The sequence below is a fragment of the Variovorax sp. VaC1 genome (genome assembly GCF_043658315.1).
Lineage (GTDB): Bacteria > Pseudomonadota > Gammaproteobacteria > Burkholderiales > Burkholderiaceae_C > Variovorax.
Genome location: NZ_JBIGLT010000006.1, coordinates 53,974 through 74,918, shown reverse-complemented (window position 1 = coordinate 74,918; position 20,945 = coordinate 53,974). Strand labels below are relative to the sequence as shown.

Annotated in this window: 15 protein-coding genes; 3 read left to right on the top strand and 12 right to left on the bottom strand. The window is 67.6% G+C overall.

Annotated features, from left to right (window positions below):
• Nucleotides 1-91 precede the first annotated feature (91 nt).
• The gene (locus ACGLHS_RS23270; RefSeq protein WP_394483646.1) at nt 92-3,928 is read left to right on the top strand and encodes a M48 family metallopeptidase; all 3,837 of its coding nucleotides are present in this window, start codon (nt 92-94) and stop codon (nt 3,926-3,928) included.
• 22 nt (nt 3,929-3,950) lie between these two features.
• On the opposite strand, the gene cobA is transcribed toward ACGLHS_RS23270, so the two are convergent.
• From cobA to ACGLHS_RS23220, 10 genes are all read right to left on the bottom strand, one after another.
• Nucleotides 3,951-4,757 (bottom strand): uroporphyrinogen-III C-methyltransferase, encoded by an 807-nt coding sequence (gene cobA, locus ACGLHS_RS23265; RefSeq protein ID WP_394483644.1) that lies wholly within the window; start codon nt 4,755-4,757, stop codon nt 3,951-3,953.
• Nucleotides 4,758-4,788: 31 nt separating this feature from the next.
• The gene (ybiB, locus tag ACGLHS_RS23260) at nt 4,789-5,694 is read right to left on the bottom strand and encodes a DNA-binding protein YbiB (protein ID WP_394483642.1); all 906 of its coding nucleotides are present in this window, start codon (nt 5,692-5,694) and stop codon (nt 4,789-4,791) included.
• A gap of 176 nt (nt 5,695-5,870) precedes the next feature.
• Entirely contained in the window at nt 5,871-8,681 is a 2,811-nt protein-coding gene (locus ACGLHS_RS23255; RefSeq protein ID WP_394483640.1) for a molybdopterin-dependent oxidoreductase, read from the bottom strand.
• Nucleotides 8,682-8,774: 93 nt separating this feature from the next.
• Nucleotides 8,775-9,179 (bottom strand): nitrite reductase small subunit NirD, encoded by a 405-nt coding sequence (gene nirD / locus ACGLHS_RS23250; protein ID WP_394483638.1) that lies wholly within the window; start codon nt 9,177-9,179, stop codon nt 8,775-8,777.
• A 9-nt stretch (nt 9,180-9,188) separates the two neighbouring features.
• Entirely contained in the window at nt 9,189-9,968 is a 780-nt protein-coding gene (locus tag ACGLHS_RS23245) for a type IV pili methyl-accepting chemotaxis transducer N-terminal domain-containing protein (RefSeq protein WP_394483636.1), read from the bottom strand.
• A gap of 14 nt (nt 9,969-9,982) precedes the next feature.
• Nucleotides 9,983-12,439: a nitrite reductase large subunit NirB gene (gene nirB, locus ACGLHS_RS23240; RefSeq protein ID WP_394483634.1), complete on the bottom strand. Its 2,457-nt coding sequence runs from the start codon at nt 12,437-12,439 to the stop codon at nt 9,983-9,985.
• A 28-nt stretch (nt 12,440-12,467) separates the two neighbouring features.
• On the bottom strand, nt 12,468-13,277 hold the full coding sequence (locus ACGLHS_RS23235; protein WP_394483632.1) for an ABC transporter ATP-binding protein: 810 nt from the start codon (nt 13,275-13,277) through the stop codon (nt 12,468-12,470).
• A complete protein-coding gene (gene ntrB / locus ACGLHS_RS23230) occupies nt 13,274-14,218 on the bottom strand; it encodes a nitrate ABC transporter permease (protein ID WP_394483630.1) in 945 nt (314 codons plus the stop codon). Before ntrB ends, ACGLHS_RS23235 begins: the two co-directional genes overlap by 4 nt.
• A 10-nt stretch (nt 14,219-14,228) precedes the next feature.
• Nucleotides 14,229-15,473 carry a CmpA/NrtA family ABC transporter substrate-binding protein gene (locus tag ACGLHS_RS23225; RefSeq protein WP_093239267.1) on the bottom strand — a complete coding sequence of 415 codons (1,245 nt, stop codon included), beginning with the start codon at nt 15,471-15,473 and terminating at the stop codon, nt 14,229-14,231.
• A 347-nt stretch (nt 15,474-15,820) separates the two neighbouring features.
• Complete coding sequence (locus ACGLHS_RS23220; RefSeq protein ID WP_394483628.1) at nt 15,821-17,104, bottom strand: nitrate- and nitrite sensing domain-containing protein; 1,284 nt, start codon at nt 17,102-17,104, stop codon at nt 15,821-15,823.
• A 114-nt stretch (nt 17,105-17,218) separates the two neighbouring features.
• Between ACGLHS_RS23220 and tsaD the strand changes: the two genes are divergently transcribed.
• Entirely contained in the window at nt 17,219-18,277 is a 1,059-nt protein-coding gene (gene tsaD / locus ACGLHS_RS23215; RefSeq protein ID WP_394483626.1) for a tRNA (adenosine(37)-N6)-threonylcarbamoyltransferase complex transferase subunit TsaD, read from the top strand.
• Here the strand turns inward: tsaD and ACGLHS_RS23210 are convergent.
• Entirely contained in the window at nt 18,216-18,974 is a 759-nt protein-coding gene (locus ACGLHS_RS23210) for an alpha/beta hydrolase-fold protein (RefSeq protein WP_093239270.1), read from the bottom strand. The genes tsaD and ACGLHS_RS23210 overlap by 62 nt on opposite strands.
• A 188-nt stretch (nt 18,975-19,162) precedes the next feature.
• A complete protein-coding gene (locus ACGLHS_RS23205) occupies nt 19,163-19,534 on the bottom strand; it encodes an Hsp20/alpha crystallin family protein (RefSeq protein WP_394483623.1) in 372 nt (123 codons plus the stop codon).
• A 124-nt stretch (nt 19,535-19,658) separates the two neighbouring features.
• Here ACGLHS_RS23205 and ACGLHS_RS23200 point away from each other — a divergent pair, with 124 nt between their 5' ends.
• Nucleotides 19,659-20,942 (top strand): branched-chain amino acid ABC transporter substrate-binding protein, encoded by a 1,284-nt coding sequence (locus ACGLHS_RS23200; protein WP_394483621.1) that lies wholly within the window; start codon nt 19,659-19,661, stop codon nt 20,940-20,942.
• The last annotated feature ends 3 nt before the right edge of the window (nt 20,943-20,945 follow it).

The following is a 20,945-nucleotide window of genomic DNA, read 5'->3' as shown; positions in this document are numbered from 1 at the left end:
AGCGAAGTGGAATTATCGGTGGCATGGACCAGCGATGCGATCCACAGGTCCGAAGAACGACGATTTGTTGTGCGAGGAAGAGGGAAAACACATGGTGGATCAGCTTTATCCGGCGGGCCCCGCCGACGCAGGGAATCAGCTCGCCAAAGCATCGCCCGCCTACCGGCGGCATGCCTGGTTTGCGATGGTGGCGCTGCTGGCGTTCGTGCTGGCCTATCTTCTGTTCTCGGGCTGGCTGGCCTGGAAAGCGTACTTTTCCATACGTGCCTCGATCTACGGCTCGCGCGACGGAATGCTTCTGACGCTCGTGGGCCTGGGCGCGGCGTTCCTCGCGGTGTTCATGCTGAAGGCGCTGGTGTTCGTGCGGCGCGGACAGATGGGCGGCCTGACCGAGATCACCGCGGCCGAGCAGCCCCGGCTCTTTGCCTTCCTCCACCGGCTCGCCGACGAAGCCCGCGCACCGCGGCCCGCCAAGGTGTACGTGTCGTCGCGGGTCAATGCGGCGGTGTTCTACGACCTCTCGCTGCTCAACTTCTTTCTTCCGTCGAAGAAGAACCTCGAGATCGGCCTGCCGCTGGTCAACGTGCTGACCGTCTCCGAGTTCAAGGCGGTGCTGGCGCACGAGTTCGGGCACTTCGCGCAGCGCAGCATGGCGGTCGGCCGCTGGGTGTACCTGGCGCAGCAGATCGCGGCGCACATCGTGGCCAAGCGCGACGGGCTCGACCGCTTTCTCGAAGGCCTCTCGCGCACCGACGTGCGCATTGCCTGGATCGGCTGGCTGTTCTCGCTGCTGGTGTGGTCGATCCGCTCGGTGGTCGACAGCCTGTTCCGCGTCGTGGTGCTGGCCGACCGCGCCCTGTCGCGCGAGATGGAGTTCCAGGCCGACCGCGTGTCGGTGAGCCTGGCGGGCAGCGATGCGCTGATCGACGCGCTCTACAAGATGCAGGCCGCCGACGCCGCCTGGGACCGAACCCTCGAATTCGCCAACCAGCAGTTGCACAAGGGCCGTGCGGCGCCAGACCTCTACGACCTCCAGTCGACCATCCTGCAGAAGCTGCGGGTGATCTACGACGACCCCGGCTATGGCGTGCCACCACCCGTGCCGGCGGACGGCCCGGCCGCGCATCGCATCTTCAAGCGCGACCGGGTGTCGGTGTCGCGCATGTGGGCCACGCACCCGGCCAGCCATGAGCGCGAGGACAACGCGAAGAAGGTCTACCTGGCGGCCGAAGCCTGCGAAGACTCCGCCTGGGCGCTGTTCGACGAAGCCCAGGCCTTTCGCGAGCGGAACTGCCGTGAACTCATCAGCCACGTCGTTCCGCCGCCAGAGACCGCCACGCGCGAAGCCATGCAGGAGGCGCTCGACGCCGAATACAACCGCGAGTCGTACAAGCGGCGCTACCGCGGCGTGTACCTCGGGCGGGCCGTCACCCGATCGCAGCACACGGCCGAACAACTGTTCGACCGCATCGGTGCCTCGCAGGCTGCGGCCGCGTTGCCCGGGCTCTATCCGGAATCGCTGTCGGGCGCGCTCGAACGGCTCGATGCGCTGCTGCACGAGCGCGCCGCGCTGGTGGCGGTGCAGGACGGCATCGCCCGCAGCGAAGGGCCGCGCCTGGAGCATCGCGGCAAGGCCATCAAGAAGCGCGAGTTGGCGGGTGCCATCGACGAGGTGGCGCGCGACATCGCCGAGGTCGAGCGCGAACTCGAAACGCACGACCGCCTCTGCCGCTCCACCGCACGCGCGCTGGCCGCGGTGCTCGGGCCCGAATGGGAGGCCGGCTGGCTGGCCCAGCTGCGGCTGCTGCACTACGCCGAGCACGTCGAAGCGAACCTGATCGACCTGCAGTCGGCCATGCTCAACACGCTGGCCATGGTCACCGCCAAGCGCAAGACCAACGAGGCCGAGGCCCAGCGCGTGGTGGCGAACGCGAGCGCGCTTTTCACCGGCATGGCCGAGATCGCGAAAGATGCGCCTGGCATCGAGGCCGGCCCCGATGCGCTGGCCCTCATGGGGCACGAGAGCTGGTCGGCGATGGTGGGCGAATTCAACTTCGGCTACCCCACGCGCGAGAACATCAACGAGTGGCTCAAGGCCTCGGACAGCTGGGTCCGGCCGATGGTGCGTGCGCTCGGCAGCCTGCGGCGCGCGGCACTCGACCAGCTGCTGCGCACCGAGGCGCGGCTGGGCGACGTGGCCCTGTCGCAGGCGCCGGCCGGCGAGGTGCCGCCCGCGCCGGTGTTGCCGGGCACCTACGCCACGCTGACGAACGGGCAGGAGCGCCCGCGCCAGAAAAAGCTCGATGCGTGGTCGCGCTTCCAGACGGCCGACGGCTGGTGGGCCGGCGCCGCGCGGCTGGCCGTGGCCGGTGGCGTGATCGCGAGCCTCATGGGCATCAGCACCACGCTGGGCAGCGCCAGCGTGGTTGCCTACAACGGGCTCGACCGCGAGGTGAAGGTGCGCGTTGGCGGCAGCAGCGCGACGCTGCCACCGGGCGGCAAGCGCACCTTCGAGGTGGAGGCCGACAAGAAGATCACGCTGGGCGCGCGCACGGTCGAGGGGCAGGAGATCGAATCGTTCTCGGCCAACCCGGAGCTGATCGGGGTGCGCTATGTCTATAACGTGGCCGGGGCGGCGCCGATGGTCGCGTGGACGGCGGTGTATGGGCAGGCAACCCAGCCGCCCGAGAGAAAGCTCGGCGCGCCTCGCTGGTCGACGCAGTCCGCGGATGCGCTGTTCGAACCGCCGCCCCGGCAGATCACCACCAGCAAGGGCAGTGGTGGCGGTACGCGCTCGGTCGTCAGCGGCCCGGAAACCCGCTCAGCCAACAACAACCTGAACATGGTGGATGCCGAGAGCGACCGCAAGGCGCTGATCGAGGCGCACGGCAAGTGGGATTCGGGCCAGTCGGCCTACCTGCTCGAATGGCTGGCGGCGGCCGAGCAGCAGGCTCCCGAGAGTTATGCGCAGATCGTCGACGAGCGCGTGGCGCGTGCGCCGCTGGAGGTCGTCTCGCTGCGCGAGCAACAGAACCTTGCGAGCTCGCCTGAAGCGCGCGAAAGCATCTGCGAACGGCATCGCGCGCTGGCGCGGGCGAACCCGGGCGTGAGCGACCTGGGCTACCTGGTGGTGCGCTGCATGAGCGACCAAGCCGCCAAGGACGTCGCGTTCAAGAAGGGTGCCGCCGAGCATCCCGACAGCGCCTGGTTTGCCTATGCCGCGGGTCATGCGTGGGCTGGCGAGCAGGCCTGGCCCGAAGCGCGGCGGGCCTATGAACGCGCCGGCGCCAAGGCGCCGTTCCTCAGCACCGTCACCACCGACGACCTTGCGCGCATCCGGCGTGTCGAACAGGGTGAGTCGGCATCGCTCGACGATCTCCGGGGCAAGTCGAGCTTCCTGCAGATCCAGCAGATCCTGGAGACCGGCAAGGACATTCCGCCGGACAGCTCCGCGTTCGGCTACATCGCCATGAGCAAGGGGCAGTTGGACAAGGCCTTCGGACTCGCCACGTCGGGAACGCAACCGCCGGTTCGGCTGCTGGTGCTCATCGGCGCATCCGACGGTGCGAACCAGAAACAGGTGGCCAAGGCGCTGGAGGCCTCTCCTTCGATCACGGTCAACGACTTCGACGCGCTGCTTCCCGCCATCGGGCTGGCGATCAAGCACGGACGGTCTGCCGACAAGCCGATGGAGTTGCTCAAGTACATGTCGCCCGAAGACGCGCGCAAGGTGCGTGAATTCGTGACCGTGCTCAAGACCACGCAGGATGCGCGTCGTGCCGAAGACGCGATCGCGGGCCTGACGGTGCAGTACCGGGCCCAGGCCTACAGCGCGGGGCTGATCGTGCTGGGTGATCGCGCACCTGCGCAGTGGCGCAGGTTCGTCAAGCGGGCACTGTTCCCGGCGGAGCACCCGTACCTCGGGTGAGCGGCGCCGCGCGTCGGCGTAGTCAGGTGCCGAAGCGGTCCGCCGCTTGCGGCACCGGCAGCGCCGCGGCGGCCAGCCCGCGCAGCACGTCGCCCACCACGATCACCGCCGGGCTCGCAAGGCCGGCGTCGGCGATGCCGCTCTGCAGCTTGTCGAGCGTGGTCGCAATGTGCCGCTGGTGCGGCAGGCTCGCATGCTGGATCACCGCCACCGGCGTGTCGCCGGGCAGGCCCTGCAGCAGTTCGCGTTCGATGTGGCCGGCGCCCGCCACGCCCATGTAGATCACGAGCGTGAGCCGCGCGTTGTACGCGGTCGCGGCCAGGGCGCGCCAGTCGGTCGGGTCTTCGGCGGCACCGGCGCCGGTCTTGGCGTGGCCGGTGACGAACACCACGCCCTGCGCGTGGTCGCGGTGCGTGAGCGGCACGCCCAGCGAGGTCACGGCGGCCAGGCCGGCGGTGATGCCGTTGACCACCGCGCATTCGATGCCCGCTTCGCGCAGGTGCGTCACCTCTTCGCCGCCGCGGCCGAAGATGAAAGGGTCGCCGCCCTTGAGCCGCACCACGGTCTCGCCTTCGCGCACCGCGGTGATCATCAGCCGTTCGATGAAGGCCTGCGGCGTGCTCTTGCAGCCGCCGCGCTTGCCCACGTGCACGATGCGTGCGCCGGGCCGCGCGTAAGCCAGGATCTCGTCGTTCACGAGGTCGTCCACCAGCAGCACCGTGGCTGCCTGGATCGCCTTGACGGCTTTCAGGGTCAGCAGTTCCGGGTCGCCGGGGCCGGCGCCTACCAGCGTGCAGCGTCCGGTGATGAGGGCGGAAGAGGTGTTCATTGGATAGCCTTCGTGTGCCGCACCGTGGTGCTCATGCGTGGGATGCCAGTTGCGCGATGTGCCTGACCTGCGTGGCGATGGCCTCGGGCACGGGAAGCTCGCCGCTCAGCACGCGGCGCGTGTAGCCGGCCGTGGTGGCAACGTCGATTTCTTTCGGCAGGCCCGGCACGTCGGCGGCGGTGCCGCTGGCCTGCGCCTGAAGTTCGGTGCGCGCGCCGCGCACGAAGCCGTCGATCTGCGCGGTGCGCCGCGGGTCGGACACCACCTCGCCTTCGAGGCCGCGCGAGAGCAGGGCGGTCATGCCCATCAGCTCGAAGGTCTCGCCCATGGTGCGGGCGTATTCGGGGTGCGTGTAGCTCGCGACCACCACGCTGGGGCCGGCCGTGGGCTGCATCAGCTTGACCACGCTGTGGCCCGGGTTGCGCAGGCCGACCACGCGGCGCACGTCGAGCAGGCGCTTCAGCGCGGGGTTCAGCAGCTCGGTGGGGGCGAAGGCCACTTCGCCAGGTGCGATGGGGCGGATGGCCGTGAGCGGCGGGATGTCCATCGCCGCGAGCACGTTCGACGCCAGCACGCGCGAGGTTTCGCTCGCGCTGCCATGCACCAGCACCGGCAGGCCTTCGCGCGCCAGCAGCAGCGCCAGCAGCGGCGTGAGCACCGGCAGCTTGCGCGCGCCGTTGTAGCTGGGCAGCACGATCAGTGGGCGGTCGGTGGCGGGAATGTGGTGCAGCCGCGCATGCGTGGCGTCGAGGAAGCCGGCCATTTCTTCCGGCGTCTCGCCCTTGATGCGCATGGCCAGGCAGAAGCCGCCGATCTCCAGGTCGGTGACGGTGCCGTCCAGCACCTGGCCGAACAGGTCGGTGGCCTGTTCGCGCGTGAGCGGCTTGGCGCCTCGCGCGCCGCGGCCGATTTCCTTGATGTATTGGCTGATTCCCATGGGTGTGCGGATTGTCCTGCAACGCTTATGCCGGAATGTGAGTCGGCTTATGCCTCTGTCTTGCCCCTTCCCACTCCGGGGGAAGGTCAGGATGGGGGCGGGCAGGGCGCGCGATGGATGCGCCGCTTGCCCCCACCCCAGCCCTCCCCCGGGAGGGGAGGGAGCAAGACATGGGGTCATGGCGCCACCGCCATGGCTCCGGCTTCGGCCTTTGCCGGCGTCGCCCGCACCATCCGCTTGAGTTCCGGAATGCACGACCCGCAGTTCGTGCCGCATTTCAGCGCCCCCTGCAGCGCCGCCAGCCGCTCATCGGGTGTGCCATTGCACCGGCCAAGTTCCGCCTCGATGGCCAGGTCGGTCACGTTGAAACAGGTGCACACCGGCTTGCCGCGCGACTGCACCGCCAGCGGCGCCCGCGCGCCGGGCGACAGCAGCAGGCGGCCGTAGCTCTGTGCGGGCAGTTCCTCGCGCAGCAGCGTGGCGATCCAGGCTTCGGCGCTGGTGTCGCCGGCGAGCAGGAAGGCTTCGAGGCCCGCGCTGTCGTCGCTGCGGCGCACGAGCCGTACCGAACGGCGCTGGCCGCGGCGGCGGTCGGCATAGCGCAGGGTGTCGAAGCTTTGCAGGCCGAGCAGGACTTCGATCTGCACCAGCAGCGCATCGGCCGGTGCATCGTGCGCAGAGGCGCGAAACAGGATGCCGCTGCGCTCTGCGCCCGGCGTGTTGCCCGAGAACGGCACGCAGGTCGCGAACGGAAACAACGCCATCAGCGGCTGTAACGCACGGTGTGCGCTCAGTGCGCTGTCGGCAGGCAGCCAGGCCATGCCCAGCAACGACCACGGAAGCTCGGCCTTGAGGATCTTCACCGGCGTGTGCTTCAGCTCGGGTTGCTTCGACGTGGGGCAGTAGGCCGGCGTTGTCAGCGCATTGATGCCGGCCAGCCGCGTGCCGCTGGACGAACAGCCGCTCAGGTATTCCTCGCCCCAGTGCATGGCGATGAAGGCCTGGCTCAGGCCCAGCTCGGCGCTGGCGCGCGCGGGCAGCAGGATCGAGCCGCGTTTGGACGTCACATGCACCAGCTCGCCTTCCTTGAGCTGGCGCCGCGCCATGTCCTGCGCATGCATCTGCACCACCGGCTCGGACACATGTCCGAACAGGCGGCCGGCCGTGCCGGTGCGGCTCATGCCGTGCCACTGGTCGCGCAGGCGGCCGGTGTTGAGCGAGAAGGGGTAGCGGGCCTCGCGCGCTTCGGCCACGGGCTTGTAGACGGTATCGGCAAAGCGGGCGCGGCCATCGGGCGTGGGGAACACGCCGTCTTCGTAGAGGCGCGCGCGGCCGGTGCTTTCGCCTTCCTTCAGCGGCCATTGCTGCGGGCCGGCGACCTCCAGCATGGCGTAGCTCATGCCGGTGATGTCGAGGTCGCGCCCGCGTGTGGATTCGCGGTGTTCGTTCCAGACCGATTCGGCGGTCTCGTAAGGGAACAGCGTGGGCTTGCGAAGGCCCAGCAGCACTTCGAGCCGCCGCGCGAAGCTCACCGCGATCGACCAGTCGTTGCGCGCCGCGCCCGGTGCCGCGACGGCCGGGCGCACGCGAGAGACGCGGCGCTCGCTGTTGGTCACGGTGCCTTCCTTCTCGCCCCAGGTGGTGGCGGGCAGCAGCAGGTCGGCGAAGGCGCAGGTGGCAGTGGTGGCAAAGGCTTCCTGCACCACGACGAATTCGGCGCGTTCGAGCGCGCGGCGCACGGTGGCCTGGTCGGGCATCGACTGGGCGGGGTTGGTGCAGGCGATCCACAGCGCGCGGATCTCGCCATCGGCGGCGGCCTGGAACATCTCGACCGCCGTCTTGCCGGGCTTCTCGGGCACCGAGGGCACGCCCCACAGCGCCGCAACTTCGGCGCGATGCTGCGGGTTGGCCAGGTCGCGGTGCGCGCTCAGCAGGTTGGCAAGGCCGCCGACTTCGCGCCCGCCCATCGCGTTGGGCTGGCCGGTCAGCGAGAACGGGCCGGCGCCCGGCTTGCCGATCTGCGCGGTCGCCAGGTGCAGGTTGATCAGCGCCGCGTTCTTCGCGGTGCCGCTCGACGACTGGTTCAGGCCCTGGCAATACAGGCTCAGCGTGGCGGGCGAGGTGGCGAAGAGGCGCGCTGCCTCGAGCAGGTCGTCCTTGCCGATGCCGCACACCTGCGCCACCTTGTCGGGCGTGCATTCGCGCACCGTCGCCTTCAGTGCATCGAAGCCGTTGGTGTGGGCCGCGATGTAGGCCGTGTCGATCCAGCCTTCCCACAGCATCAGGTGCAGCATGCCGTTGAAGAGCATCACGTCGGTGCCGGGCTGGATCGGCAGGAACAGGTCGGCGATCTCGACCGTGTCGGTGCGGCGCGGGTCGGCCACGATGATCTTGAGGGCCGGGTTGGCCGCCTTCGCGTCCTCGATGCGGCGAAACAGAATCGGGTGCGCCCACGCCGTGTTGCTGCCCACGATGAAGAGGCACTGCGCGTGCTTCAGGTCGTCATAGCAGGCCGGCGGCGCATCGGCACCCAGCGTCTGCTTGTAGCCGGCGACCGCGCTGCTCATGCACAGGCGCGAGTTGGTGTCGATGTTGTTGGTGCCGACCAACCCCTTGGCGAGCTTGTTGAAGACGTAGTAGTCCTCGGTCAGCAGCTGGCCCGAAACGTAGAAGCCGACCGCGTCGGGGCCGTGGTCGTGGATCACCTGCGCGAACTTGCCGGCGGCGTTGTCGAGCGCGGTGTCCCACGAGATCACCATCGGCGCGTCGCCGCGCGCGGTGCGCTGCATCGGCTGCAGCAGACGGGTCTGGCGCGTGACCGTGGCGCTGGCCGTGAGGTGCAGCGTCGAGCCCTTGGTGCAGAGGCGGCCGAAGTTGGCGGGGTGGTCGGGGTCGCCGCGCACGCCGGTGATCTCGTCGCCGCTCGATTCGATGATGACGCCGCAGCCCACGCCGCAGTAGGGGCAGGTAGAGCGGGTCTCTCGCATCGCTCCCTCCCCTCCCGGGGGAGGGTTGGGGTGGGGGCTCGCGGCGTGCCCCAAGGACACGCTGTTGCCCGTGCTCACGCCGCGGCCCTCACCCTAGCCCTCTCCCAGAGGGAGAGGGGACAAGACCGCGAAAGCCTTCGGCCCGGCGACAGGACGCGGCAGGTCCACCGCATGCGTCGCCAGTTCGCGCGCATCGAGATGCACCACGCCATCCTCGAGCTTCACCGCAAAGCGCGGCGTGCAGCCTTCGTCGGGCGATTTCGCGCAGCCGTCGTCCAGCCCGATCGCCCAGTTGTGCAGCGGGCAGGCCACGCTGTTGCCGAACACGATGCCCTGGCTCAGCGGGCCGCCTTTGTGCGGGCAGCGGTCGAGCAGCGCGAACACCTCGTTTGCGGCATTGCGGAACACCGCGACGTCCACGCCCGTGGGCCGTGCCACGCGGCGTGCGCCGAGCACCGGGATGTCGTCGATGCGACAGATGACTTTCCATTCGCTCATGGGGCCTCCTTAGGTCTTGAGGTCGGCGTACAGGCCGGTCACGCGGTCCATGATCGCCAGCAGGTTCTCGCTGGTGACGAACACGTCGGACATCAGGCCGGGCGACGTGCCGGCGCCTTCCAGGCGCTGCAGGCCACGGTTGAAGAACATCCATTGCGCATCCGCCAGCACCAGTTCTTCCTTGATCTGCGCGGTGGCCTCGGGGGCGTTGCGCAGCAGCTCAAGCGCGGCAACGAACTCGGTGCGCGCCTTGCCGATCTCGACCACGCTGCCAGCCGGGTCGATGCGCATGGCGCCAGCCAGGTAGAACTTGGCCATGCGTTGCGACAGCATGCGCTGGCGGCCCGCGATGTTGACCAGGCGGCCCACCGGCTTGCCCGAGGCCGCCTCGTACTGCGTGGTGCCCTGGTGTGCGAGTGCGAGCACGGCGGCGTCGAGCTTGACGACCTGTGCGGCTTCGTCGCGGCTCGGCGCGGTGCCGGTCAGCTCGCGCTTGAAGTCGTTCCATGCGCCGCCGAGCGCGTCGTAGGTGCCGCGAATGGCGGGGCTGGGCGCGAAGGTCTTGAGCTCGGCCAGCTGGCGTTCGAACAGCACGATCGACCGGTCCAGCACCTGCTGCGCATTGCGCGACTCGACGTTCTGCACCAGTGCCAGATAGGCCTTGCTCGCGCGCTGCGACAGCATGCGCTGGCGGCCCGCCTTGTTGATGGCGTCGTTGAGGTCCGCCACCTGCGCGCGGACCCCCACGCTGGCCAGTGCCGCGGAAGCGATGAAGACACGTCGTTTCAAACCACGCACTCCGCTCATGCCGCGATCGGCGTGAACTGCCGCACGTCGACCGACGCCTGCGCCGACTCGAACCACGGATCGGGTTCGCCGTCGAGCGCGAACTGCAGCCGCTCCCACAGCGCCTTGCGGCCTTCGGCGTCTTCGAGGATCTTCTTCTTCACGTAATCGAGCCCCACGCGGGAGATGTAGTGCACCGTGCGCTCCAGGTACCAACCTTCCTCGCGGTACAACTGCAGGAAGGCGCCGGCGTACTCCATCACTTCCTCGCTGGTCTTCACTTTCACGAGGAACTGCGCCACTTCGGTCTTGATGCCGCCGTTGCCGCCCACGTACAGCTCCCAGCCCGAGTCGACGCCGATCACGCCCACGTCCTTGATGCCGGCTTCGGCGCAGTTGCGCGGGCAGCCCGACACGGCCAGCTTGACCTTGTGCGGCGAGTACATGGCCCACAGCGCGCGCTCCAGGTCCTTGCCCATCTGCGTGGAGTCTTGCGTGCCGAAGCGGCACCACTCGCTGCCCACGCAGGTCTTCACCGTGCGCAGCGACTTGGCGTAGGCAAAGCCGCTGGGCATGCCGATGTCTTTCCACACGCCTTCGAGGTCTTCCTTCTTCACGCCCAGCAGGTCGATGCGCTGGCCGCCCGTGACCTTGACGGTCGGGATCTTGTACTTGTCGGCCGCATCGGCAATGCGCCGCAGTTCGTCGGGCGTGGTGTGGCCGCCCCACATGCGCGGGATGACCGAGTAGGTGCCGTCCTTCTGGATGTTGGCGTGGCTGCGCTCGTTGACGAAGCGGCTCTGCGGATCGTCCTTTGCCTCCTTGGGCCAGGTGCTGATCAGGTAGTAGTTGATGGCCGGGCGGCAGGTGGCACAGCCGTTGGGCGTGCGCCAGCCGAGGTTGCGGTACACCTCGTCGTGCGTGAGGTAGTGCTCTTTGCGGATCGCGTCGCGCACGTCCTGGTGGCTCACGTCGGTGCAGCCGCACACGGCCTTCTTCTTGGGCGTGGCGGAGTAGTCGCCGCCGGCGGTGAACATCAGGATCTGCTCGACCAGGCCGGTGCACGAGCCGCAGCTTGCGCTGGCCTTGGTGTGCTTCTTCACTTCGTCGAGCGTGAACAGGCCCTTGTCCTTGATGGCCTTGCAGATGGTGCCCTTGTTCACGCCGTTGCAGCCGCAGACCTCGGCATCGTCGGGCATGCTCGCGGCCTTGCTGTGGCCCTCGTGGCCGGTGTCGCCGATGTTCGATTCGCCGAACATCAGCTTGTCGCGGATGTCGTGCACGCTGCGGCCGTCGCGCAGCAGCTTGAAGTACCAGCTGCCGTCCACCGTGTCGCCGTAGAGGCAGGCGCCGACCAGCTTGTCGTCCTTGATGACCAGCTTCTTGTAGACGCCGCCGAAGGGGTCGCTCATCACGATCTCTTCGCTGCCTTCACCGCCCTGGAAGTCGCCCGCGCTGAACAGGTCGATGCCCGTGACCTTGAGCTTGGTCGATGTGAGCGAGCCCGTGTAGCGGCCGATGCCGAACAGCGCCAGGTGGTTGGCCGCCACCTTGGCCTGCTCGAACAGCGGTGCCACGAGGCCGTAGGCGATGCCCCGGTGCGCCGCGCATTCGCCCACCGAGTAGATGCGCGCATCGGTCACGGTCTGCATGGTGTCGGTCACCACGATGCCGCGGTTGACGTGCAGCCGCATGCTCTCGGCCAGCGTGGTGTTGGGGCGGATGCCCACGGCCATCACGACGAGGTCGGTGGGGACTTCGGTGCCGTCCTTGAAGCGGATCGCCTTGACGCGGCCGGCCTTGCCTTCGTCCGCGTCGCCAACGAGTTCCTGCGTCTGCGCGCCCATCAGGAACTTCATGCCGCGGTCTTCCAGCGACTTCTGCAGCAGTTTGCCTGCCACCTCGTCGAGCTGGCGTTCCATGAGCCAGGGCATGACGTGCACGACCGTGACCTGCATGCCGCGCTTCATCAAACCGTTGGCGGCTTCGAGCCCGAGCAGGCCGCCGCCGATGACCACCGCATGCCTGTGCGTCTTGGCGGTTTCGATCATCAGGTTCGTGTCGGCGATGTCGCGGTAGGCGATCACGCCGTCGAGCTTCGCGCCGGGCACGGGCAGCATGAAGGGGTTGGAGCCGGTACACAACAGCAGGCGGTCGTAGGCGGCCTCGGTGCCGTCCTCGGCGCGCACGATGCGCTTGACGCGATCGACCGACGCCACCTTCTTGCCGGCATGCAGCGTGATGCCGTTCTCTTCGTACCAACTCCAGGGGTTGAGGATGATCTCGTCCACCGTCTGCTCGCCGGCCAGCACGGGCGACAGCAGGATGCGGTTGTAGTTCGGGTGCGGCTCGGCGCCGAACACGGTGATGTCGTAGAGGTCGGGCTCGACCTTCAGCAGCTCCTCGATGGTGCGCACGCCGGCCATGCCATTGCCGACCATCACGAGCTTCTGTTTCTTCACGCGCATGTCCATGGTGTTGTGCTCCTGCGGACGAACGGCTTCAGGCGGCGGTCTTTTCCACATGCGCCTGGCGCGTGTAGAGAAAGTCGATCACGGCCTTGCGGGCATGGACGTAGGCCGGGTCTTCGGCCAGCGCCACGCGGTTGCGCGGACGGGCGATGTCCACCGCGAGCACGTCGCCGATGGTGGCGGCCGGGCCGTTGGTGAGCATCACGATGCGGTCGCTCAGCAGCACAGCCTCGTCGACGTCGTGCGTGACCATGACGACGGTGCTCTGCGTTTTCTGCACGATGGCCAGCAGCTCGTCTTGCAGCTTGGCGCGGGTGAGGGCGTCGAGCGCGCCGAAGGGCTCGTCCATCAGCAGCACCTTGGGCTCCATCGACAGCGCGCGTGCAATGCCCACGCGCTGCTTCATGCCGCCGGAGATTTCGCCGGGGCGCTTCTGCGCGGCGGGTGTGAGGCCGACCAGTGCGAGCGCGGCATCGGTGCGTTCGCGCAGCTGGGCCTTGGTTTCCGAGGCCGCGAACACGCGCTCGACCGCGAGGTACACGTTCTCGAAGCAGGTCAGCCAGGGCAGCAACGAATGGTTCTGGAACACCACCGCGCGCTCGGGGCCGGGGCCCTTGATCTCGCGGTTGGCGCACAGCAGCACGCCTTCGGTGGGCGTGGTGAGCCCGGCGATCAGGTTCAGCAGCGTCGACTTGCCGCAGCCCGAGTGGCCGATCAGCGTGATGAACTCGCCCTTGGCCACGTTCAGGTGAATGTCGCGCAGCGCGAGGAAGCGGCCCTTGGGTGTCTTGAAGGCCTGTTCGACGCCGTGGATCTCGATGTACTTCGAGTCATCATTCATGACTTCACCTCTTCGAACGTGAACGCGGTGGCCAGCTTGATGAGCGCGAACTCCAGCACCAGCCCGACGATGCCGATCACGAAGATCGCGATGATGATGTTGGCGACGTTGAGGTTGTTCCACTCGTCCCACACCCAGAAGCCGATGCCGACGCCGCCGGTCAGCATCTCGGCCGCCACGATCACCAGCCATGCGGTGCCGACCGCGAGCCGCACGCCGGTCAGCATGTAGGGCAGCACGGCGGGAAAGAGGATCTTGGTGAGGATCTTCCATTCGCTCAGGTTCAGCACCTTCGCCACGTTCATATAGTCGCTGGGCACGCGCTGCACGCCCACGGCGGTGTTGATGACCATCGGCCAGATCGAGCAGATGAAGATGGTCCAGATGGCGGCCGGGTTGGCGCCCTTGAACACCAGCAGGCCGATGGGCAGCCAGGCCAGCGGCGACACCGGGCGCAGCAGGCTGATCAGCGGATTGAACATGCGCGAGAGAAACTCGAAGCGCCCGATGGCAAAGCCCGCCGGAATGCCCACCAGCGCCGCCAGGCCGAAGCCCAGCGCCACGCGCTGCAGCGACGACAGCACGTTCCAGCCCACGCCCTGGTCGTTCGGGCCCTTGCTGTAGAACGGATCGCTGAACACCGTGAGCGCCTGTTGCCAGGTGGCATACGGCGTGGGAAAGCCGGTGGTGCTGTTCATGGCCACCAGTTCCCAGATCAGCACCAGCAGGCCGAAGCCGGCGAGCGGCGGCAGCACGCGCATCCAGAAGGCACGCAGGTCGATCGGCGCGCGTTGCTTCTGCTCCCTCTCCTTCTTTGGGAGAGGGTTGGGGTGGGGGGCAACCTCGGCGCGGGGCACACCCTCGCTCCTGCCCTCTCCCGTACGCTGAAGAGGGGGCGCAAGGGACGTATCCAGGGGCGAATGAAAGACGGCACTGACCATGTTGTTCTCCCTATGCATGAAGCTTGAACGAATCGGCGTATTTCTTCGGGTCCTTGCCGTCCCACACCGAGCCGTCGAACAGCTTGCTGGTGCGCATCGCGTCCTTGGGCACCGGCGTCTGCGTGGCGGCGGCGGCCTGCTTGTAGATGTCGATGCGGTTGATCTCGGTGGCCACCTTCAGGTAGTCGGGGTGGTCCTTCAGCAGGCCCCAGCGCTTGTGCTGCGTGAGGAACCACATGCCGTCCGACAGGTACGGGAAGTTCACGGCGCCGCCGTTGTAGAACTTCATGTGGTTGGGGTCGTCCCAGCTCTTGCCCAGGCCGTTGGTGTAGCGGCCCAGGATGCGCTGGTTGATGGCATCGACGCTGGTGTTGACGTAGCTCTTGTCGGCGATGGTCTCGGCCATCTTGTTCTTGTTCTGCAGGCCGGCGTCGATCCACTTGCCGGCCTCGAGGATGGCGGCGGTCACGGCGCGCGCGGTGTTGGGGTACTTCTTCGTGAAGTCGGCGGTGCAGCCGAGCACCTTCTCGGGATGGTCCTTCCAGATGTCCTGCGTGGTGATGGCCGTGATGCCGATGCCGTCCATGATGGCGCGCTGGCCCCAGGGCTCGCCGACGCAATAGCCGTCCATGTTGCCCACGCGCATGTTGGCCACCATCTGCGGCGGCGGCACGGTGATGTTCTTCACGTCCTTGAACGGGTCGATGCCGGCCGAGGCGAGCCAGTAGTAGAGCCACATGGCGTGCGTGCCGGTGGGGAAGGTCTGGGCGAAGGTGTATTCGCGCTTCTCGCTGGCGATGAGCTTGGCGAGCGAGGCGGCATCGACCGCGCCCTTGTCGGCCAGCTTCTTCGACAGCGTGATGGCCTGGCCGTTGTTGTTGAGGGTCATGAGCACGGCCATGTCCTTCTTCGGGCCGCTCAGGCCCAGGTGCATGCCGTAGACCAGGCCGTAGAGCACGTGGGCCATGTCGAGGTCGCCGTTGGCCAGCTTGTCGCGCACGCCGGCCCAGCTCGCTTCCTTGCTGGGGACGATCTTCACGCCGTACTTCTTGTCGATGCCCAGCACCGAGGCCATGACCACGCTGGCGCAGTCGGTCAGCGGGATGAAGCCGATCTTCACTTCTTCCTTTTCGGGCTTGTCCGAGCCCTGGGCCCAGACGGCGGCGCGCAGCGCGGGGTCGATGCCCACGGCGCCGATGGCGGCGGCTTGCAGGACGCGGCGTCGGCTGAGGCGGGTTTTGAGCAGGTCGGTCATGGGGCGGGCTCCGGTTGAAGGCGGGACAGATGACAAAGAAAAAGCAAAGCGAAAAACAAGAAAGGCGTCCTCACCGCGCGGGGCTGCTCGAAAACGAGCCCCGCGGATAAGGACGCCTTTGTCCGGTTCGGTGGGTGACACCCGCCATTGGGTGCCGCCTGCCTGGAGACCTGGTGGTCTATGGCTTCAGTGTTGCAAGCTGTGTGCCAAGCTGACGGATGCCTGATTTGCTATGAAAAGGGTAGCTGGCGGTGCAAGGCCGTTGCGGGCGGCATGGGCCTGAGGCCTCTTGAGACGTGAGATGCACGCTTGTTGTGCACTGCACCAACTCGAACCGTCTTCGGCCTTCAGCGCGGGGGCGGTGTGTCGAGCGGCAGGTAGTCGGCCATCGCCAGCACCGACTCGGCCACATCGACGAGGCGACGGTTCTGGTTCATCGCGGTCTGGCGCAGCATCTTGTGTGCCTCTTCTTCGCTCAGGCGTCGGTGCGCCATCAGCAGGCCCTTGGCGCGCTCGACGATCTTGCGTTCGTTGAGCGAGGCACGCACGGTTTCGAGTTCGTCGCCCATGGCTTGCAGCCGGTGCGACTGCTCCTGGACCATGTCGAGCACCGAGCGTTCCAGGTGGCGGCCGAACTGGGCGGGCGCGGCGGCCTGCGCGTCGGCGTCGTCGAAGAACATGGCGCTGTTGTCGGCCTGTGGTGCCAGGGTGCCGAGCACTTCCTGGTACTTCTGCAGCTCGCTGCGCGCCTGCGCGGTCTTGTGGCCGCACAGCGCGCGCAGGTCGGCGGCCAGGCGGTCTTCGACGGTCTTCATGGCGTCGATGCGGCGGGTGCAGCAGTCGAACCACGTCTGGCTCAACTGGGTGCCGGCGATGCCCGCGGGCGCAGCCGGCGCGGACGTGGCGCCCATGCGGCGCATGCGTTCCAGCTCGGCCAGCGTGGCGTCGGACTGGCTCTCGCGCCAGAGCACCAGCAGTGCCGCGTCCGAGAAATCGGTGAAGACCTGGAAGCAGCGCTCCTGCGATTCGATCAGGTGCAGCCATTGCAGGCGCTGTGCTTCGTCGCTGCGGCCTTCCGCCAGTGCGGCGGCGCCGAATGCGCGCTCCTGGCCCGCGAACTCCTTGCCCTGCATGAAATTGAACATGGCCACCAGCAGGCGGGAGATTTCGGGGTCGGTCGCGCCATCGGCCGCTTCGAACACCACCGACAGCAGGCCCGCGATGAGCTTCGCGAAGGCGGCGGTGGCTTGCGCCGGCTTCAGTTCGAGCGCACCGATGCGGCGGCGCAATGCGGGCAGCGCGTCCAGCCCCGGCAACACCCAGGCGATGCGGCTGAAGAGGCGGGCACCGTTGCCGGGGCCGGCGCGGTGCCGGGCCTCGGTTTCGAGCTGGTCGAAACCGGCGCGCACTTCCTGTTCGAGCGACAGGCATTCGGCGATCTGCGGATCGCGCTGGTCGGCGAGGCGGCCGCCGCGCGAAGCCAGGAATACGTTCGACATGCCGCGTTCGCGCTGCAGTGCATGGACCAACCGGCCGATCACACCGACCAGGTCGCTGGTGCGGGCGAGCTGGTCCAGCTCGTCGATTTCGCAGCGGCGGGCGGCGATCAGAAAGTTCAGTCCGGATTTCATGGTGAGGCAGCGCGCGAAGGGCAGGGGGCACAGCGTCACTGCAACATCCGTGCCTCGGGGCGCCGCTTGTCCCTTGGCGGGCGTGCCCGGCAGGCGCCACCTACACTCGGCGCCATGCTTTTGTTGGGAATCGAATCATCCTGCGATGAAACCGGCGTGGCGCTGGTCGAGTCGCACGGCAACGCGCTGCCGCTGCTGCGTTCGCACGCGCTGCACAGCCAGATCGCCATGCACCAGGCCTACGGCGGCGTGGTGCCCGAGCTGGCCAGCCGCGATCACATCCGCCGCGTGCTGCCATTGACCGAGGCCGTCATGGCCGAGGCGGGCCGTTCGCTGGGCGAGATCGACGTGGTGGCCTACACGCGCGGCCCGGGCCTCGCGGGCGCGCTGCTCGTGGGCGCGGGCGTGGCCTGCGCGCTGGGCGTGGCGCTGGGCAAGCCGGTGCTGGGCGTGCATCACCTCGAAGGGCACCTGCTGTCGCCGTTCCTGAGCGCCGATCCGCCGGAGTTTCCGTTCGTCGCGCTGCTGGTCTCGGGTGGTCATACGCAACTGATGCGGGTCGATGGCGTGGGGCGCTACGAACTGCTCGGCGAAACCATCGACGACGCGGCCGGCGAGGCCTTCGACAAGAGCGCCAAGCTCATGGGCCTGCCGTATCCGGGCGGCCCCTGGCTCGCGAAGCTGGCCGAAGGCGGCAGCGCCACTGCCTTCAAGCTGCCGCGGCCGCTGCTGCACAGTGGCGATCTCGATTTTTCTTTTGCGGGCCTGAAGACGGCCGTGCTCACGCAGGCGAAGAAGCTGGGCGATCAGCTCGAAGCGAACAAGGCCGACCTGGCGGCGTCCACGCAGGCGGCCATCGTCGAGGTGCTGTTGAAGAAATCGCTCGCCGCGCTCGACCAGACGGGGCTCAAGCGGCTCGTCGTGGCCGGTGGCGTGGGGGCGAACAAGAACCTGCGCGAACAGCTGAATGCCGCGTGTGCCAAGCGCAAGGTGCGCGTGCACTACCCCGAGCTGCACCTGTGCACCGACAACGGCGCCATGATCGCCATGGCCGCTGCCATGCGGCTGCAATCGGGCCTGTCGCAGGCCAGCGAGCGCTATGCCTTCGACGTCAGGCCGCGATGGCCGATGGCATCGCTGACGGCCGAGGCGTCGCTACCGGAAAGCGCGTAACCGACTGGTTGCGTATGCGGCCGCGCGAAGAAGGCAGCGGCAGCACGTCGAGCACATTGCGCCAGAGCTGGCGCCACTCGGGCCAGTCGTGGCCGCCTTCGGTGGTGAACACGCGCCCCGGGGGCAGGGCGTCCGCCAGCAGCTTGTGGTTGCTGGCAAAGCGGTCGGCCAGGCCGAAACCCAGGTAGAGCTGAGGCAGGTCCTTGGAAGGCTGCGGCTCCAGGTACTGCTGGAAGAAGGGCCAGAGCTTGCGATCGGGTTCTTCGTCGGGCTGCGGCCCGGTGGGTGCCTGCCAGGTGCGCAGGCCGCCGGCCTTCTTGATCTCCGCGCCGAGCACCCGGCGGCCCAGGTATGGGGCCAGTGCCACGATGCCGTCGACCGAACCTGGCCGCGCCAGTTCGTGGATCAATGCGCCGAAGCCACCGATGGAAATGCCCACGAGCCAGATCGAGGTGTAGCCCTTGGCACGCTGCGGCTCGATGACGTCCGCATGCAGGCGCTCGCTGAGCGTCTGGTCGTAGTAGTAGGAAACGTCCGCGTCGACCAGCAGCGAGTCGGCTGCGAGGTGGCGCTCCCGCACGGCGCTGATGAAGCCTTCGCGCTCGAATTCTTCGGGCTTGAGGTACGCGCCAGGCAGAAAGATCAGGAGCGTGTCGGAACGATGGTGGTCGTTGGCTGGCTGAAAGTGCGTTTTCATGGTGCCTTTGGGGGCACCCGATCCGCACCGTCGGGAACTCGATGCGTTTACGAGACGCCCACGAAGAAGAAAGTACTAAGAAAACGTCACATCATGTGACGTTATCCGGCGCTATTGTGAATAGGGTGCTTGTTTAATGTCAAAAACAAGCCGCTACTAACATTTTCCTCTTGTGGGCATCCGCAAAGTTAGTCAATTTGCAACTGAGAGGCTTGGCTTGCCGGCACCAGTTTTCCGAGCTTGAGCGTGAGCACGCCGTTCTCGATCTTGGCGTTGCTGGCGGCCACGTCGATGTCCTGCGGCAGCTCGTAGGCGGCCTTGAACTGGCGCTTGGCTTCGACCTTGCTGTCGATGCGGATCACGGCGCCTTCGATGCTGATCGACAGGTCTTCGCGCGAGAGGCCCGGCACGTCGAGCGAGAGGGTCCAGCTCTTGTCGTCCTGCTCGACGAGCGGGGAACGGCGGGCACCGGCGAAGGCGTCGTTCACGAAGCGCTCGAAGGCGTGGTCGTGCGTGCGGGGCGTGAAGCGGGCGGTGCGAAGCGTGGGTGCGAAGAACATGATGAAAAGCTCCTGGATGAACACAATGGGGACAAGGAATGTGTGTCCCTTACACTGCGCGGCCGTTCAATCGTGAGTGCCGCTTGACACCTCATCTAGGCGCATCGGCAAGCGTTTCAAGACAATGAATCCCCCCTTTATTTGGCGCCGCCAGGCCTTGAAATTCGCGGCGCTGGCGCTATGCGCGAGGCCTTTCGCGGCGCTCGCGCAGGCACCGCAAGCGGCGCCCATCCGCCTCGCGTTGATCGAAAGCATGAGCGGTCCGTTTGCCAACACGGGCGAGGCGGTGTTTCGCAATCTGCTGTGGGCGGTGGAGCGCGTGAACGCGCGCGGCGGCGTGAAGCTGCCCGGCGGTGCGCGGCCCCTGCAACTGGACCGCTACGACAGCAAGGGGCAGAACGAGGAGGCGCTTTCCGCTCTGCGCGCCGCCATGGACGACGGCGCGCGCATCGTGCTGCAGGGCAACTCGTCGGCCACTGCCGCGGCGCTGGTCGATGCCATCGACAAGAACAACGAGCGCGACCCCGCGCGGCGCGTGATCTTCCTGAACTACGCGGCGGTCGATCCGGTGCTCACCAACGAGCGCTGCAGCTTCTGGCACTTCCGCTTCGATGCGCATGCCGACATGCGCGTGGCCGCGCTGATGGACGTGCTGAAAGACGATGCGGCGCTCAAGCGCGTCTACCTGATCGGGCAGGACTACAGCTTCGGCCAGGCGGTGCTGCGCGAATCGCGCCGGCAGCTCGGCGTGCAGCGGCCTGACGTCGAGATCGTCGGCGACGAACTGCATCCGATGGGCAAGGTGAAAGACTTCGCGCCCTACGCCACGAAGATCATCGCCAGCGGTGCGCAGGCCGTGATCACCGGCAACTGGGGCAACGACCTCACGCTGCTCGTGAAGGCCGCGCGCGAGGCGGGTTTCAACGGCAGCTTCTATACCTTCTACGGCAACGCGCTCGGTGCGCCCGCGGCCATCGGCGATGCGGGCATCGGCCGCGTGGTGGCGGTGGCCGACTGGCTGCCCAATGTGCAGACATCGCAGTCGGAGGCTTTCTATCGCGCCTTCCGTTCGCGCTTTCCGAAGCCCGCCGACGACTACGTGCACATGCGGCTGCAATTGCTCATCGAGTCGCTGGTGCAGGCCGTCGAGCGTGCGGGCAGCGTCGACACCGTGGCGTTGGCGCGTGCGCTGGAGCAGGCCGATGTCAGCCTGTATGGCCAGCGCGGCCGCATGCGCGCGACGGACCACCAGTTCCAGCAGCAACTCGTGGTGGGCGTGATGGACAGGCAGGGCAAGCCGGGCGTGCAGTTCGATGTCGAAGGCTCGGGCTACGGCTTTCGCGTGATCAAGACCATCGCCCCCGAGCGCGCCGAGTTGCCCACCTCGTGCAAGATGAAGAGACCTTGATGA